Source organism: Burkholderia sp. 572 (assembly GCF_040545135.1).
Classification (GTDB): Bacteria; Pseudomonadota; Gammaproteobacteria; order Burkholderiales; family Burkholderiaceae; genus Burkholderia; species Burkholderia cepacia.
This window is the reverse complement of record NZ_JBEPLH010000007.1, coordinates 44373-60155: the sequence shown is the minus strand read 5'-3', so window position 1 is coordinate 60155 and position 15783 is coordinate 44373. Positions and strand designations below refer to the sequence as shown.

The 15783-nt window shown below is 69.0% G+C and carries 18 protein-coding genes; 6 read left to right on the top strand and 12 right to left on the bottom strand.

All coding sequences use genetic code 11. The features are described 5' to 3' along the window. The first annotated feature begins 135 nt into the window (after positions 1-135). Together ABIC51_RS14940 and ABIC51_RS14935 are read left to right on the top strand one after the other, a co-directional pair. Positions 136-1167 carry an AraC family transcriptional regulator gene (locus ABIC51_RS14940; protein WP_027790819.1) on the top strand — a complete coding sequence of 344 codons (1032 nt, stop codon included), beginning with the start codon at positions 136-138 and terminating at the stop codon, positions 1165-1167. 55 nt (positions 1168-1222) lie between these two features. After that, the gene (locus ABIC51_RS14935) at positions 1223-1732 is read left to right on the top strand and encodes a GNAT family N-acetyltransferase (protein WP_059693755.1); all 510 of its coding nucleotides are present in this window, start codon (positions 1223-1225) and stop codon (positions 1730-1732) included. 16 nt (positions 1733-1748) lie between these two features. Here the strand turns inward: ABIC51_RS14935 and ABIC51_RS14930 are convergent, their stop codons facing one another. From ABIC51_RS14930 to ABIC51_RS14920, 3 genes are all read right to left on the bottom strand, one after another. Next, positions 1749-2702 carry a CgnE/CgnB domain-containing protein gene (locus ABIC51_RS14930; RefSeq protein ID WP_027790821.1) on the bottom strand — a complete coding sequence of 318 codons (954 nt, stop codon included), beginning with the start codon at positions 2700-2702 and terminating at the stop codon, positions 1749-1751. A gap of 58 nt (positions 2703-2760) precedes the next feature. Next, the gene (locus ABIC51_RS14925; RefSeq protein WP_021158412.1) at positions 2761-2883 is read right to left on the bottom strand and encodes a hypothetical protein; all 123 of its coding nucleotides are present in this window, start codon (positions 2881-2883) and stop codon (positions 2761-2763) included. 388 nt (positions 2884-3271) lie between these two features. Continuing rightward, the gene (locus ABIC51_RS14920; RefSeq protein ID WP_027790822.1) at positions 3272-3727 is read right to left on the bottom strand and encodes an Lrp/AsnC family transcriptional regulator; all 456 of its coding nucleotides are present in this window, start codon (positions 3725-3727) and stop codon (positions 3272-3274) included. Between the two features lie 123 nt (positions 3728-3850). Between ABIC51_RS14920 and ABIC51_RS14915 the strand changes: the two genes are divergently transcribed. Both ABIC51_RS14915 and ABIC51_RS14910 read left to right on the top strand, forming a co-directional pair. Next, on the top strand, positions 3851-4396 hold the full coding sequence (locus tag ABIC51_RS14915) for an RBBP9/YdeN family alpha/beta hydrolase (protein WP_146252495.1): 546 nt from the start codon (positions 3851-3853) through the stop codon (positions 4394-4396). Between the two features lie 184 nt (positions 4397-4580). Continuing rightward, a complete protein-coding gene (locus ABIC51_RS14910) occupies positions 4581-5849 on the top strand; it encodes a YbfB/YjiJ family MFS transporter (protein ID WP_175862826.1) in 1269 nt (422 codons plus the stop codon). A gap of 11 nt (positions 5850-5860) precedes the next feature. Here ABIC51_RS14910 and hpaC read toward each other — a convergent pair whose 3' ends face one another. Next, positions 5861-6406 carry a 4-hydroxyphenylacetate 3-monooxygenase, reductase component gene (hpaC, locus tag ABIC51_RS14905; RefSeq protein ID WP_027790825.1) on the bottom strand — a complete coding sequence of 182 codons (546 nt, stop codon included), beginning with the start codon at positions 6404-6406 and terminating at the stop codon, positions 5861-5863. Positions 6407-6759: 353 nt separating this feature from the next. Between hpaC and ABIC51_RS14900 the strand changes: the two genes are divergently transcribed. Then, a complete protein-coding gene (locus ABIC51_RS14900) occupies positions 6760-7392 on the top strand; it encodes a response regulator transcription factor (RefSeq protein ID WP_027790826.1) in 633 nt (210 codons plus the stop codon). 97 nt (positions 7393-7489) lie between these two features. Here the strand turns inward: ABIC51_RS14900 and ABIC51_RS14895 are convergent, their stop codons facing one another. From ABIC51_RS14895 to ABIC51_RS14875, 5 genes are all read right to left on the bottom strand, one after another. Continuing rightward, entirely contained in the window at positions 7490-8233 is a 744-nt protein-coding gene (locus ABIC51_RS14895; protein WP_021161076.1) for an SDR family NAD(P)-dependent oxidoreductase, read from the bottom strand. Positions 8234-8292: 59 nt separating this feature from the next. Further along, entirely contained in the window at positions 8293-9417 is a 1125-nt protein-coding gene (locus tag ABIC51_RS14890) for an amidase (protein WP_175899373.1), read from the bottom strand. A gap of 31 nt (positions 9418-9448) precedes the next feature. Continuing rightward, on the bottom strand, positions 9449-9970 hold the full coding sequence (locus ABIC51_RS14885; protein WP_175899375.1) for a nuclear transport factor 2 family protein: 522 nt from the start codon (positions 9968-9970) through the stop codon (positions 9449-9451). Positions 9971-9978: 8 nt separating this feature from the next. Next, entirely contained in the window at positions 9979-10356 is a 378-nt protein-coding gene (locus ABIC51_RS14880; RefSeq protein ID WP_175852258.1) for a hypothetical protein, read from the bottom strand. Positions 10357-10469: 113 nt separating this feature from the next. Continuing rightward, complete coding sequence (locus tag ABIC51_RS14875; protein ID WP_175899378.1) at positions 10470-11663, bottom strand: acyl-CoA dehydrogenase family protein; 1194 nt, start codon at positions 11661-11663, stop codon at positions 10470-10472. A gap of 166 nt (positions 11664-11829) precedes the next feature. Here ABIC51_RS14875 and ABIC51_RS14870 point away from each other — a divergent pair, with 166 nt between their 5' ends. Beyond that, complete coding sequence (locus tag ABIC51_RS14870; protein ID WP_146252500.1) at positions 11830-13377, top strand: ATP-binding protein; 1548 nt, start codon at positions 11830-11832, stop codon at positions 13375-13377. Positions 13378-13469: 92 nt separating this feature from the next. Here the strand turns inward: ABIC51_RS14870 and ABIC51_RS14865 are convergent, their stop codons facing one another. From ABIC51_RS14865 to ABIC51_RS14855, 3 genes are all read right to left on the bottom strand, one after another. After that, the gene (locus ABIC51_RS14865; protein ID WP_044845361.1) at positions 13470-13856 is read right to left on the bottom strand and encodes a 2-hydroxymuconate tautomerase family protein; all 387 of its coding nucleotides are present in this window, start codon (positions 13854-13856) and stop codon (positions 13470-13472) included. Positions 13857-13921: 65 nt separating this feature from the next. Then, complete coding sequence (locus ABIC51_RS14860) at positions 13922-14425, bottom strand: aromatic-ring-hydroxylating dioxygenase subunit beta (RefSeq protein ID WP_027790833.1); 504 nt, start codon at positions 14423-14425, stop codon at positions 13922-13924. Next, a complete protein-coding gene (locus ABIC51_RS14855) occupies positions 14422-15705 on the bottom strand; it encodes an aromatic ring-hydroxylating oxygenase subunit alpha (RefSeq protein WP_027790834.1) in 1284 nt (427 codons plus the stop codon). Before ABIC51_RS14855 ends, ABIC51_RS14860 begins: the two co-directional genes overlap by 4 nt. Positions 15706-15783 lie beyond the last annotated feature (78 nt).

Below are 15783 nucleotides of genomic sequence, written 5' to 3'. Positions count from 1 at the left end.
CGGGGGGGCGTTGGCGTCGTTCGGGCGACGACTGGATGACGCCGATGGTGCTGGCCGCATGGGAAAACACCAATGCTGCTTCGGGACAATTGTTTTAGTATTTGGGCCAAATCGGCGCTTCGAGGGTTTCTCCGCATGAGCTTCTGGGATTTCACCCGGAGTCCGGCCAGCGCCCGGCTGCTGGTCGATTTCGGCGACGAACGCGGCGTGCCGCACGCGACGCTGCTGGCCGGCACGGGGCTCGCCAACGCTCAGCTCGACGATCCGAAGGTCGAGGTGACGGCCGCGCAGGAACTGCGGCTGACCGGCAACCTGCTGCGCGCGCTCGGGCGGGCGCCGGGCCTCGGGTTCGAGGTCGGCCTGCGCTACCACTTCTCCGCGTACGGCGTGTGGGGCTACGGGCTGATCGCGAGCGCGACCGCGCGCGACGCACTCGCGCTGGCGATGCGCTTCCTGCCGCTCACCTATGCGTTCACCGTGATCACGTATCGTGAAGAGGGCAGCACGTGCGTGCTCAGTTTCGGCGCGCCGGAACTCGATGGTGCGCTGAGCCGGTTCCTCGTCGAGCGCGACATGACGGCGGCGGCCGTATTGCTGCGGGAAATCGGCGGCGACGCATTCGAGCTGTCGCGCTTCACGGTGCAGGCGACGCGCGCGCCGTCCGTGCCGGTGCCGCGCATCGCCGGCGTCGAGCCGGTTTTTTCGGCGCGCGCGAACAGCCTCGCGTTCGACCGCGCGTTGCTCGACCGGCCGCTGCCGCACGCGAATCCGCTGACGGTGTCGATGTGCGAGCAGATGTGCGGCCAGCTGCTCGAAGCGCGGCGCGCGCGGGTGGGCACGTCGGAGATGGTGCGCCAGTACCTGGGCGCGACGCCCGGTCCCGCGCCGTTCTCGCTCGAGGACATGGCGCGGCTGCTGAACACGAGCCCGCGTACGCTCAAGCGCCGGCTGCAGGAGGAGGGCACGACGTTCCGGGCGCTGCTCGCGCAGGCGCGCGGCGCGATGGCCGAGACGCTGCTCGGCGACGCACGCCTGTCGCTTGCGGAAGTGGCCGAGCGGCTCGGCTTCAGCGACCTGTCGAGTTTCTCGCAGGCGTTCAAGCGCTGGTACGGCGTGCCGCCGGGCGCATATCGCAGCGCGGCGCAACGGGACGGCGGCCGTTCCTGACTCACGCCACGATCGCCGGCTGTCCTGCCGGCATTCCAATCAAGAGAGAACCCGCATGATCACGATTCGCCCGATGACCGACGACGATTTCCCGCGCTTCTGGCCGACCTATCGCGCCATCGTCGCTGCTCGGGAAACCTATGCATTCGATCCCGATGCGACACCCGAAGCAGCGCGCGCGTTATGGCTCGATGCGCCGCTCTGCACGTGGATCGCCGAGGAGGACGGCGTGGTACTGGGCTCGTACTACCTGAAGGCGAACGCGGCCGGCCCCGGCAATCACGTGTGCAATTGCGGCTACATGGTGAGCGAGGCCGCGCGCGGCCGTGGCGTCGCGCGCCTGATGTGCGAGCACTCGCAGCAGGTTGCGCGCGAGCGCGGTTTCCTCGCGATGCAGTTCAACTCGGTCGTCTCGACGAACGAGGTGGCGGTCGCGCTGTGGCAGAAGCTGGGATTTGAAATCGTCGGGCGGCTGCCGCGTGCGTATCGTCACGCGCGGCTCGGGTTCGTCGATTGCCTCGTGATGTTCAAGTGGCTCGGCGACACACCTGCCGCCGGAGCCTGAGCGCGCAACTGGCGAATCAGACGGCGAACGCGCCGTCGAACACGATCCGGTCGTCGAGCGCGAGCGTGCCGCGCGCGAAGATCAGGTCGAGATGGTGGCTGCCGTTTTCGCCGCCGCCGAGCCCGAGGTGCAGGCCCGGATGACGCTCCTCGAACCCCGCATTGCGGCCGTACAGCCCGCGAATGCCGAGGTTCGTGCCGATGCCGAATTCCTCGATCCGCCGGTGATTCGGATGCCGGTCGAGATAGGCCGAGAAATCGCGCCGGAAGCCCGTGTCGTCGGTATCGAAACCGACGATCGTGCTGTTCTCGACCTGCAGCGTCGCGAGCCGCTCGGCCACCTTGTACTTGATCGCGAACGGCACGGTGCCGAGAAACGTGCCGCTGAAGACGATCGTGCCGTTGAGATCGGTCACGTGCGTCGCGATCTCGCCGGGCACGACGTCGAGGTTGCCCATTCCGTCCACGCTCGTCCATTTCTGGTCCGGCGCGAGCGAGCCCGTCAGCGTGTTCCCGGCTTCGTCGATGAAGCGGATCTGCGATGCGCGCGCGGCCGCGTCGATCAGCCGGCCGTTGCGTGCCGCGATGTCGTCGAGCGATTCGGCGAACGCCTCGTCGAGATGCGGGCCGTAATCCTTGAACAGCACCGACTTGCTCCAGTGCTCGACGATCGCCGGGCGGATCGCGGCGAGGAACGGCGGCCCGCTCGGCGACGGTGTCGGCAGGCACGACGAGTCGTACAGCAGCACGAACAGGTCGGCTTCATCGAGTGCGGCGGTGATATCGGCGGGCGGGGTGCTTTCGAGGCAGAGTGTCGTGGCGTCGAGTGAATCGGGCAGGGCGGCAAATGCGCGCAACGCGATGTCGCGGTTGCGGGTGTCGTGGCCGACCAGCAGTTTTCCCGATTCGCCGCGCGCCAGTTTGTCGCGCAGCGCGGGGTGGAAGCCGAGTGCGCGGTGCAGGTTCAGCATGCGTGTCTCCGGAAGCGGCGGAAGGGCCGCGGCCCTTCCGCGAGAACGGGTGGCCCGCTCAGACCGGCCAGAGCGCGGTGCCGAACGGCACCACGGCGTCCTCGACCATCATGTCGATGGCCTCGGGGTGCGTGTCTTCCTGCATCCAGTCAAGCAATTCGATCTGCTGGGTGTCCTGCATGTCAATTCTCCTGTGGTGAACATGAGTGTTTCAACATGAAAGCGCGGCTAAAAAGTTGCCACTCCTCATCAGGCATTTCGTGAATGACGGATGAGTGGCGTTGATATTAGTCTGACGAATTTACGAATGCAATGCGTTGCAAGGATTTTAGCCTCGGCGTGCTAAACAACGGGGATTGACGAGGCGCGTGCGGTAAAACGCGGGTAAATGGCCTGACGGATTCCAGGTCATTTTTTCAATGAAATGAATCGGAATCGATGCATTGCATTCGGCGAATTTTTATCAGGAATTCGATGGCCTCGATCATGGCGACCGACGTCGTTCGCGGCAGCGATGCATGCGAATGCATCGCCGCTCGGCGCGGGCGTGGCGGCGGCCCGATGCCGTGTCAGCCGAGCAGCGCCTTGCCGAGCGGTTTGACCGGCTCGGAGCGGAGCACCAGCGACGTCGTGACCGCGCCGAAACGGGCAATCGCGTCGATGATGGTTTCCAGTTGCCCCGGTGTCGGCACGAGTACCTTCAGCAAGAAGCAATCCTCGCCGGTCATCCGGTGGACCTCGATGACGTGCGGCATCTCGGCGAATGCGCGCAGCGCGGGCTTGATGTGTTCGTGCGTCGTCTTCAGCCGAATGATGGCCATCATCCCCAACCCCAGCGCCGCCGGGTCGATGCGCGCGCCGTAGCCGGCGATGATGCCGCGTTCTTCCAGCCGCTTGACGCGCTCCGACGTCGCAGGCTGCGACAGCCCGATGCGCCGGCCCACTTCGGACAGCGGCATCCGCGCGTTTTCCTGTAGTGCCTCGAGGATCGAAAGATCCAGGCGATCGAGCTCTCCATTCGACATGTCCGTTCTCCCGCTCCGTTAATTCATCGGCATATTGTCTCAATAACCGATGACTTGCCATTCCCGGCCGGTTTCCGGCGGACGAGACTGAGCGCTCGCCTGTTCATGGAGACGGAGATGGAGATGGACCAAACGATCGTGATCGTGCCGGGGATCGGCAACTCGGGACCGGATCATTGGCAGAGCCACTGGGAGGCCGCGATTCCGGGCGCCATCCGCATGGCGCCTGCGTCATGGGATGCCCCCGACCTGCGTGACTGGATGGCGGCGCTGGATGAAGCCGTCGCGCAAGCCGCAGCGCCGCCGGTGTTGATCTGCCATTCGCTGGGGTGCTTGTTGTTCGCGCACTGGCGCGCGGCGTCGGCGCGCGTCGTGCGCGGCGCATGGCTCGTTGCGGTGCCCGATCCGGGCGGCCCGCGTTTTCCGGCCGCGGCGCGTGCGTTCGCGAACGTGCCGGGCGGCGATTTCGGCGGTTTGCCGGTGCTGGCGATCGCCAGTTCGGACGACGGGTACGACCCGTCCGGGCGCGGCATCGCATGGGCGAGCGAACGTGGCGCGACGCCGCTGCGGCTCGGCCCGCGCGGCCACCTGAATGCGGAAGCGGGATTGGCGCAATGGCCGGAGGGGCGTGTATTGCTGACGGCCTTCGTGGCCGGATTGCAGCGGTAGCGCCGGCAAGCGGCTGCCGTCGTTTCGCGCGTGCTACCTGCCGGCGCGTGCCTGGCCGTGACGGCTCAAGTATGATCGGTCGACAGAATCGGAAGCCTCGACGGACAGTCGGGACCGGTGCGTGCGAAACGCCGGTTCCGTCGCGCCGCTCCCCCTCGGCTTCGAACGACAAAGGAGACACGCGATGCGCGCAGCGCCGCAACCGGAGCCTGCCGGCCCGTCGCAGCCGGACACCGGCGCGACCCGCCACACCCCCGAACGTGACCCCGATCGCATGGCCGCGTGGCGGCTCGCGATCGGCCTGTCGCTCGGCAGCGCGATCGCGCTCGGCTTCGCGCGCTTTTCGTATGCGCTGCTGCTGCCGCCGATGAAGGCCGATCTCGGCTGGACCTTCGCGCAGGCCGGCGCGCTGAACACGGCGAACGCGGCCGGCTACCTGATCGGTGCGCTCGTGTTTCCGTTGCTGTCGCGGCGCTGGCGCGCGGGCATGCTGCTTGCGGCCGGGTGCGCGCTGACCGCATTGCTGATGGCCGCGTGCGGGTTCACGTCCGGCATGCACGCGCTGCTCGCGCAGCGGCTCGCGACCGGCGTCGGCAGCGCGCTGATCTTCATCAGCGGCGGCGTGCTGGCCGCGCGGCTCGCGTCGGCGTCGCCGCGCGACGCGGGCCTGCTGCTCGGCCTCTACTACGGCGGCACCGGATGGGGCATCGTCGCATCGTCGCTGCTCGTGCCGGCGACGCTCGCGCAGGGTGTACACGGCTGGCAGCCCGCGTGGTTCGCGCTCGCGTTCGCATGCGTGCTGTTCTCGGCGGTGGCCGTGTCGGCCGCGCGCCGCATCGAGCGCGTGCACGCGGCACCCGCCGCGCCGCGCGACGGTGCGGTGCCGGCCGCGACCGCGAGCCCCGTGCGATTCGCCCTCGCGCTCGCCGGCTACGGCCTGTTCGGCGTCGGCTACATCGGCTACATGACGTTCATCGTCGCGCTGCTGCGCGGCGCGGGAATGAGCGGCACGGTGGTCGCCGCGTTCTACGTGATGCTCGGCGTCGCGACCGTCGTCTCGGCACGGCTGTGGTCGGGGCTGCTCGACCGGATGCGCGGCGGCCAGGCGCTGGCCGTGCTCAATGCGCTGCTCGGCATCGCGACGCTGATGCCGGCGATGTTCGTGCATCCGGTTGCCGCGTTCGCGTCGGGCGTGCTGTTCGGCGCGACGTTCCTGTCGGCCGTCGCGTCGACGACGGCCTTCGTGCGCCACAACCTGCCGCCCGACGGCTGGGCGAAAGGGATCAGCGCGTTCACGACGGTCTTTGCATTCGGGCAGATCGCCGGGCCGGTCGCGATCGGCTGGGTGTCGGACAGCGCGGGGCTCGCGCGCGGGCTCGTGTATTCGGCGCTGACGCTGTTCGCGGGTGCCGCGCTCGCGGCCGGGCAGCGCGCGTTGCGGGCCGCCGCGTAGTCACGCGCGGTTCACCGCACGCACGCCGTGCGCGACACGCGATGAAACGCACGGCCGAAGTAGATCAGGCTGTCGCCGTCGTCGCGCACGCGGATCGACGTCGCCTCGATGAACATCACCGAATGCGAGCCGACTTCCTTCATGTCGGCGATCGTGCCCTGCAGGCTCGCGAGCGCATCGCGCAGCACGGGCACGTCCTGCTCGCCGCGATCCCACCCGGGCAGTTCGAAGCGCCGGTCCATCGGCAGCTCGGTGAGCCCCGCGAAGTGCCGCGCGAGCTGTTCGTGTTCGGCCGGCAGCACGTTGATGCAGACGTGGCGATTGCGTTCGAACGTCGCATGCATCGCGCTCGACCGGTTGAGGCACACGAGCAGCGTCGGCGGCGTGTCGGTGACGGAGCACACGGCGCTCGCGGTGATCCCGCAGCGGCCGTGCGGCCCGGCGGTGGTGATCACGTTGACGGCCGCGCCGAGGTGGGCCATCGCTTGCCGGAAGGCCTTCTGCGCGTCGGTCGGCTCGACGCGTGCCGGTGGCTGGATATCGGTCGTGGAAGACATGGGCGCTCCTGGTTGGACGAGAGCGGCGATCGTGCGGCGCTGCGGGTGCAGCGCCTGATCGCCGACGATGACCCAAGCGTACGTCGCGAAAAGGCTGGCGACCATTCGCACGATTGACGATGGAGATGGCGTTCTCGCCAACGCGTCTAAAGGTTCTACCTAGGGACGCGGCGCGGCGCGCGAAAAAAACCGGGAATGTGCGTTCGTGCGGCCCGTGAAGGGGTTTTCAGCGGGTTTTCGGCTCGTTATGATGTGCCGCGCATCCCCAGCGATCGACGTGCGCGACGCGCCGGCAACCGGCCCCGTATGCGGCGCGTGCGATACCCATACCGATATTCAGCGAGACCCCCGCGATGACGTCACCCGCACCGATCGTATACATCGTCGACGACGACGGCGGCATGCGGACATCGCTCGCCTGGCTGCTCGAATCGGTCGGCATCGCGTCCGAGGGATTCGCGAACGCCGCGGATTTTCTCGCGCGCTTCGACGTGAACCTGCCCGCGTGCCTGGTGCTCGACGTGCGGATGCCGGAGAAGAGCGGCTTCGACGTGCAGGCCGAACTGAACGCGCGGGGCGCGACGCTGCCGGTGATCTTCGTCAGCGGGCACGGCGATATCCCGATGTCCGTGCGCGCGCTGCAGAACGGCGCGATCGATTTCGTCGAGAAGCCGTACAACTCGCAGCAGATGCTCGAGCGCGTGCAGCGCGCACTGCGGCTCGCGCAGCAGCGGCACGCGGTGAGCCAGCGCCACCGCGAGCTGCGCCAGCGGCTCGATGCGCTGACCGCGCGCGAGAAGGAAGTGCTGCGCGGCGTGGTGGACGGCAAGGGCAGCAAGCAGATCGCGTCGGATCTGTCGATCAGCGTGAAGACCGTCGACGTGCATCGCGCGAGCATCAAGGAGAAGCTCGGCGCGACGTCGATCGCCGCGCTCGTGCGGGACGTGATGGTCGTGTGGGGCGACGACGGGGAGTCGTCGCGATAGGGGGGCGCAGGCACGCGGACGTCCGCCTGCCCGCACGAGTCTCACACGTGTCCTGCGCGGGGCACCAGGCGACAGCGCACGCGATGCAGCCCGCCGCTCAGCGCATGTACAACCCGCCGTTGATGTCCCAACATGCGCCGTTCGCGAAGTGCGCGTCGCCCGACGCGAGCAGCACGGCCGCATCCGCCACGAAACCGGCCGACCCGAGCTTGCCGCCCGGCAGGCTCGCGAGCACCTGGCGCAGCTTCTCCGGTGCGACGCTTTCATGCACGATCGGCAGGTCGAGCGGGCCCGGCGAGATCGCGTTGACGGTCACGCCCCGCGCGGCGAGATCGCGCGCGAACACCTTGGTCAGCGTCAGCGTGCCGCCCTTCGCGGCCGCGTAGTGCGCGCCCGTTGCCGAGCCGCCGTTCTGGCCGGCGAGCGATGCGATGTTGACGATGCGGCCGGCACCACGTTCCGCGAAATACTGGCCGAACACCTGGCAGCCGAACAGCACGCTGCGCAGGTTCACGTCGATCACCTGGTCGAACTGCTCGGCCGTGATCTCCATCGCGGGCACGACCTTCGATGCGCCCGCGTTGTTCACGAGCACGTCGATCGTGCCCCAGCGCGCGACGAGCGCATCGCGCGCCGCTTCGAAATCGCGTTTCGACGTGACGTCGAGCGGCAGCGCGATCGCGCGTTCGCCGCCCGGGTCGAGTTCGCGCGCATGCGCATGAATGGCGTCGGCGGCGATGTCGGCCAGCGCGACGCGATAGCCGGCCGCATGGAAACGGTCGGCGATGACGGCGCCGAGCCCGCGTGCGGCGCCGGTAACGAGGACGACTCGGTCTGACATGGTGCGTGATTCCCTGGTTCGCGGGCGCGTGAAGGGTGAAGCCGCGCCCGCTTCGTGGTTCATGCGGCGAGGGCCGCTTCGAAGTGTGCCGCGATCGCGCAGACCCGCTCGTCCGCGCCCTTGCGCCCGACGATCTGCAGGCCCGCCTTCAGCGGCGAACCGGCCAGCGGCAGCGGCAGGCTGAGCGCCGGATGGCCGCTCAGGTTGAACGGCCGGATCAGCGACGACATCGCGATCACCGATACACCGTCGCGCGCCTGCTGCAGCGTGATCGGCAACGCGGGCAGCGTGGGCAGCACGAGCACGTCCGCGAGTTCGAGCGCGGCGTCGACCTGCGCGGTGAAGCGTGCGCGTACGGCTTCGGCTTCCGCGAGGGCGGCGGGTGTCGTCGTCGCGGCGGTGCGCAGCCGCGCGTCGAGATCGGCGCCGAGCTTGCCGGTGTCGACCAGATGGCCGAACGCGCGCGACGTTTCCGCGTTGATCACGGTGAGCCCCGCCGCGAACGACGCCGGCATTTCGTCGAGCACGAGCGCGTGCGAACGCAGACCCGACGCGCGCACGGCCGCATCGAGTGCGGCGGCGATCGCCGGATCGGCTTCGACGCGGATCTGCCCGATCGTGCAGCCCTCCGCGGAGGTCGCCGCTTGCGCACGATCGAAGCCCGGCGCGATCGCGGCCATCACCGCGGCCAGCGTGCGGATATCGCGAGCGAACGGCCCGACGCAATCGAGCGTGGTATCGGCCGGCGCGACGCCGCGACGCGACACGCGGCCGAACGTCGGCTTCAGCCCGGCCACGCCGCAGCACGCGGCCGGCCCGCGAATCGAGCCGCCGGTGTCGGTGCCGAGCGCCGCGTCGACCGCGCCGAGCCCGACGAGCGAAGCGGAACCGCTCGACGAGCCGCCCGGGATGCGCGTCGCGTCCTGCGGATTGACGGGTGTGCCCGTGTAGTCGTTGATGCCGGTCATGCCGAACGCGAGCTCGTGCATGTTCGCCTTGCCGGCGATCTGCCAGCCCGCGTCGAGCAGCAGGCGGACGACGTCCGCGTGTTGCGCGGCCGGCGGTGCATCGGCGAGCGCGCGGCTCGCCGCGTGGGTCGGATGGCCCGCGATGTCGATCGTGTCCTTGATCGCGATCGTGGGGCCCGGGCCGCCGAGCGTGAAGGTGTCGATGAAGCCTGTCATGGTCGATATCGTGCGGAAGCGGTGGAAAGCATCAGGGCCGTGGCGCGGCAGCGAGCGGCCACGGGCCGTCGAGCACGCGTTCGGTGCGAAAGTGCTGGATCAGCCAGGTCGCCCCGTCGCCGGCCGGCGTGAAATCGACGGTCAGCCGCGCGGCGATCAGCTCGGCCGTGCCGTTCGCGTAGCGCGACGCCTGCAGCATGATCCAGCGGCCGCGCGCGCTTGCGTTGCCGGCGCCGATCTCGATCGACTCCGACGTCAGGAAGTGCAGGTTCGCCGAGAAATGCGGATCGGGCGGCAGGTAGCGGCCCAGCATCGCGATGATCGCGGCCGTGCCCTCGAGGCGGCCGAACTTCTGCGCGTACTGCGGGCCGATGCCTTCCCACACGGCGTCGGGTGTGAACAGGCCGGCGAGCCGCGGGCCGTCGCCGGCATCCTCCGGCACGTCGCACAGCGCCATGTAGCGCGTCATCGTCGCGCGCACCGCGCGCTCGGCGTCGAGCGCCGCCACGCGCCGCGCGAGTGCGTCGATCGGGCCGGGGGACAGGTCGTTCATCGCGCGCCTCACGACGCGGGCTTCACGACTGGCGGCACGGTCAGCGCGCGGCCGACCCGCGCTTCGATCTTGCCGTAGCGCCACAGGTTGTATTCGCCGACCGGCGTCGTGCGATACAGGTTGCACACGGCGACCGTCGTGTCGAAATCGGCGACGTCGGCCATGATGTAGAAAGTCCACGGCGCGCCGTCGGCCTGGCCGACCACGAGGCGATCGTCGTCCATCACGCCGAGCACGCGCACGCCGGGCATCGCCTCGACGGCGGCGAGCATCGCGCCGTACGCCTGCCACACTTCGCCGATCTTCTCGCGCGGCAGGTCGAAGAAGTTCTGCGACACGCCGCAGCAGAACAGGACACGCAGCGGCAGCGGATTCGAATCGGACATCTCGGGTTCTCCAGGGGAAACGGTTGGGCGCATGCGCCGGCCGGTAGCGGTGCTTCGGCATCGGCGCCATGCACGTTCGGGAAACAGCGCCGCCCGGGCGCGGGTTGCGCGGGTTACAGGTAGCCGGGAAACGGCGTGACGCCGGTGAACACCGCGCCCGCGCCGTCGAAGTTGCCTTCCGCGAGAAACGCATGCTGCGTGACGACCATCGCGTCGCGCAGCAGCCGCTGAAGCGGATGCGTGCGATAGATCGCCGCCGTGCCGCCGAGGCGGTACGCGCGTTCGACGACGCTCGCGCCTTCGCGTGCGACATGCGTGGCCGCGAGCCGCAGCAGGCTGACCTGGTCGGGCGTCACGGGATTGCCCGCGAGGATCGATTGCCACACCGTGTCGGTTGCGTCGTAGAAGAACGCGCGTGCCGAGCGCAGTTGCGCTTCGGCCTTCGCGAACTCGATGCGGAAATACGCGCGATCGGCGAGGCGTGGCGCGCCGGTCGTCGTCTGCCGGCCGCCCGACATGCGGTTCGCGACGTCGAGCGCCGCGCGCGCGAGGCCGAGATTGACGACGGCCAGCACCTGCGCCGCATACGCGACGGTCGGGTAGCGGTACAACGGTTCGTCGACGGTCGGCTCGCCGCCGCGCACGAAGGTCCACGCTTCGGGCACGAAGCGGTCGTCGACGCGCAGGTCGTGGCTGCCGGTGCCCTGCATGCCGACCACGCTCCAGTTCTCGACGATCTCGACGTCGGCCGCGCGGAACACGGCCGTGCGCGGCTTGTTCGGCGCGGCGTCCTGCGCGCCGGGCACGGCGATGCCGACGCCGAGCCAGTCGGCACCCTTGCAGCCGCTCGCGAATTTCCACGTGCCGTTCACGCGCCAGCCGCCCGGCGCCGCCTGCGCCGGCTGCACCGGGAACAGGCCGCCCGCGAACACCTGGTCGGGGCCGCTCGCGTACAGCTCGGCCTGGGTCTCGAGCGGCAGCGCGGCGAGATAGACGTTCGCGGAGCCGAAGCTCGCGACCCATGCGGCCGAGCCGTCGGCGGTCGCGATCCGTTCGACCATGTCGAGGAAGGCGGTCGGCGCGAGCGCGTCGCCGCCGAAGCGGCGCGGCGTGCCCGCGCGATAGATGCCGGCCTGCCTGAACAGCGCGATCACGTCACGCGGCACGTGCGACAGGCGATCGAATTCGTCGCGGCGCGCGGCGACGGTTTCGATCACGGCGTCGAGCGGCGACAACGGCGCGGCCGCGGTGCCTGCCACGGGCTGGGAGGACGGCGCGGGTTCGATGGCGAGGGCGGCTTGCGGCATGGTGGTCTCCTGGACGGATAGGGGTTCGGATGCGGGGCGGCATGCGTGCTGTCTCGGGTGGCAACACGACGATGCGACCAGTCTAGAAACGCCGAAAACACGCAGCAATTGGTGCGTTGGGCCGCGCGACTGGTGAGGTTCCGTGCCGGCCTAAAGAAATCTTCAGATGCGATCGGCGCGCGCCGGTGCTATGTTGGCTTTCCGGCCGCGCGACGCCGCGCGCCTTCATCCGAAGCCGATCATGAGTTTCCCTGACGAAGACGATTTCCACCGGCTGCTCGACGCGCTGACCACCTGCGTGCTGCTGCACGACGCGCAGACGAAGGCGATCGTGTGGGCGAACCGCGCCGCGTGCATCGCGCTCGGTTTTTCCGTCGAGGAACTGCTGCCGCTGAAGGCGCCGGACATGACGCGTCCCGAGCCGAAATACCAGCGCGAGATCGCCGTGAGCGCGTGGGATCGCGCGCTCGTCGACGGGCCGCAGGTGTACGAATGGTGCTACCGGTCGCGCACGGGCGTCGACATGCTGTCCGAGGCGACCGCCACCTACGTGCCGCTGCGCGGGCGCGACGTCGTGATGGTGCAGTTCCGCGACATCAGCGCGGAAGAGGCGGTGCGCCGGCAGTTGCGCCGCTACGAGGCGCGGCTGCGCGAATTCATGCAGGATCTCGACGAAGGTATCGCGGTCGTCACGCCGCGCGGCGGCGTGCAGTTCATCAGCGAGTCGGGCCGCCGCGTGCTCGGGCTCGCGCCCGACGAAGCGCTCGGCGAGGTGCTCGACTACTGCTCCGAGGCCGATCGCGACCGGCTCGTCGCGCAATTGCACGATGCGCCGTCCGCGTGCCCGTCGGCGCCGCAGCGCTACCGGATCGTGCGGCGCGACGGCTCGCCGTGCTGGCTGCGCATCCTGTGCCGGCAGGTCGAGATCGAGGGCGACCTCGACGGGCTGCTCGTGCAGTTTCGCGACGTGAGCGACGAAGTCGCGATCGAGGACGCACGCCGCGCCGAAGCGCGCATGCTCGAACACGCGGGCCGCTACAACGCGATGGGCGAGATGGCGAGCGTGATCGCGCACGAGCTGAGCCAGCCGCTCGCGGCCGTGCGCAATTTCATCGAAGGGGCGGTGCAGCGGCTGAACGGGCGCGGCGCCATCGACGACGCGATCTGGGGGCTGCGCAGCGCGGACCGCCAGGCCGAGCACGCGGCGCTGATCATCAAGAGCGTGCGCGAATTCATCGTGAAGCGCGAGCCGGTCGTCGCGCTCGCCGACCTGCGCGACATCCTCGCGGACGTCGCGTATTTCATCGAGCTGCGTGCGAAGGATGCCGGCGTGACGGTCGCGATCGTGCAGGCCGATGCGCCGCTGCCGATCCGTTGCGAGCGCGTGCTGATCGGGCAGGTGATCCTGAATCTCGCGTTCAATGCGATCGAGGCGTTCGCCGGTTGCGATCGCGCGCCGCGCATGCTGACGCTCGGCACCGCGAACGTGGCCGGGCACGCCGAGCTGCGCGCGATCGACAACGGCCCGGGCATCGCGGCCGGTGCGCACGGCCGGCTGTTCGACGGCTTCTCGTCGTCGAAGGCCGGCGGCAACGGGATCGGACTGTCGCTGTGCAAGAGCATCGTGACGCGCCACGGCGGCCGGATCGGCGCGAGCCCGGCCGAGGGCGGCGGGCTCGACTGCCGCGTGACGCTGCCGCTCTCGGGCGCGTAGTCGTAGCCGCTGCATCGCGTTAAGGCCGCAATGGACATCACGGACATCACGGCGCGCCCGCGGCGCATGATGGAGCGACGCACGGCTCATGGTCAGCGCCCCAGCGCCCGCGCGGTCTGGCCGCCGATGCCGAAGTCGGTGTTCGGGATGTCCTTGATGATCACGCGCGTGGCCTGCAGCGGTGCATCGAGCACGTTCGCGCCCGCGTCGGACAACGCGGCGATCAGCGCGCGCTTTTGTTCATCGGTGCGGCCGGCGATCAGGATCGCGACGATCACGGGCAGCGACGGCGGCGCGCCGTCGGCGGCGGTGCGCCCGCCAAGGCCGATATGCGTGGCGGGCAATTCGGTGAGCAGCACGCGCACCGATTCGAGCGGTGCACCGATCGCATCGACGGTCGCACCGCTGAGCCGCGCGATCAGTTCGGCCTTGCGTGCATCGTCATGGCCGGCGGGCAGGAATACTTCGAGTGTGGGCATGGTCGTCCGGAAAGGTGAAGGTTGCCGGCTCACCTTTGCGCTTGCAGCGGCGAACCGGCCACGGCTCACAGCAGGAAGCCGATCGCGCTGAGCGCTTCGGTCGAGTCGATCAGGCGCACGACCTTTTCGGCAATCCGCATCTCGCCTTCGGCATCGACGTGCAGCGTGTGCGTGACGTCGGCCGCGAACAGCGTCGCGACGCCGCGCTTGTACGCGACGACGACCTGCGCCGATTTCAGCTCGACGGTGCCGGCGCTGCCGCTTTCCAGCGTGAAGCGCGACACGGTGCGCACCGTGCGCGCCGCGTCGGCGGCCGACGCCGAGTAGCCGGACACCATCCGCTGCACGCGCTTCTCGCGCATGTCCTGGTCGTCGAACACGTAGTTCAGCGTCGCGGCGAAATCGGTCGTGTCGGGATCGATCGGCACCACGTAATGGCCGGCCGGATCCCACAGGTCGAGCCATGCGCGATAGTCGCGGCGGTCGAGCATCTCGGCTTCGCGCCACACGAATTCGACCGCGCGGGCGAAGGTCTGCTCGGAAAAGAGGGCGTTGCGGTCGTCCATCATTGCTGCTCCATCATCTTGCGCCATTGCTGGTAGGCCTCGCGCATCCCGGTTTCGTCGGTCGCATGGGCGGTCTTTTCGCCGTTCGCGGCGGTCGTCTCGCGGTTCAGCCCGCGATTCACGAGGATCGGCACGTCGGGGCCCGCGTGCGCGCCGCGCTGCACGCGCTCCCACGCTTCCGCGTCGTCGGGGCTCCCGAAGCCGAACGGGCCCTGGAAGTGCTCGTGAATGCGCAGCCGCTCGCGGTTCGCTTCGTCGGGGCCGCCGTCCATCGCGAGCGCGACGTGGCGGATCTCGGTCTCGTTCGCCGCGATCGGCCGCAGCACGCGGAAGAACGCCATCGACAGCGCGAGGTTCGGGAACAGGTTCAGGTTGAAGCCGACACCCATCAGCGAGCGCACGATGCGACGCACTTCGTCGGGCGAGTGGCGCTCGGCGAGCTTCGCCGCGAGCGGCGCGAAGCGCTCGGGCAGGGGCGCGCCGTCGTCTTCGTCGAGATCGATCAGCTCGGGCATTAGCACCGCGAGGCTGTGGCCGTTGCCGAGCCCGCGGCAGAACGCGTCCTCGCTCGTCATGAAGCTCGTGATCGCGGCGGCCGTCTCGTCGTCGATCGACTTCATCCACGACTTGTGCACGACCGGGAAGTGATAGAGGTCGGTCGTGTTCTCGAGCTGGATCTTCCAGTTGCCCTTGAACTTGAACTTGTGCTCGCCGTTCGCCTTGATCGGGTAGCCGGCACCCTGTTTCATGAACAGGTCGATCCAAGGCTTCGCACCGCCGAGGAAATCCTCGAGCGGCTCGATCGTGTCGTTGAAGCTCGCGAAGACCAGCCCCTGATACACGCCGACGCGCAGCTTCACGAGCGGCAGGTCGCCTTTCTCGCACACGCCTTCGTAGCCGTCGCCGTACGGCAGCGCGCGCAACGTGCCGTCGAGCGCGTACGACCAGCTGTGATACGGGCACGTGAAGCCCTTTGCGTTGCCCTTGTGCGATTCGCAGACGGTCGCTCCGCGATGGCGGCAGCGGTTCTGCAGCACGTTGATTGCGCCGGTCTTGTCGCGCACGACGATCACCGGCTGGCGGCCGATCGTCGTCGTGATGAAGTCGCCCGGATTCGGCAGCTCGCTCTCGTGCGCGACCCAGATCCAGGTGCGGTAGAAGATGCGCTCGAGCTCGGCTTCGAACAGCGCGGGATCGTGATACATCGCCGGCGCGATGCGGTCGGGTTGCGCGAGGCCGTGCAACGCACGGGTGTCGATCGTCTGGTAGGGAATGTCGCTCATCGTTGTCGTGGGGAAGAGTCGCGAAATCGGGCCGCGCAGCGCACGGTATCGAGTACCCAGTCTCGTCCCCTGCTACAT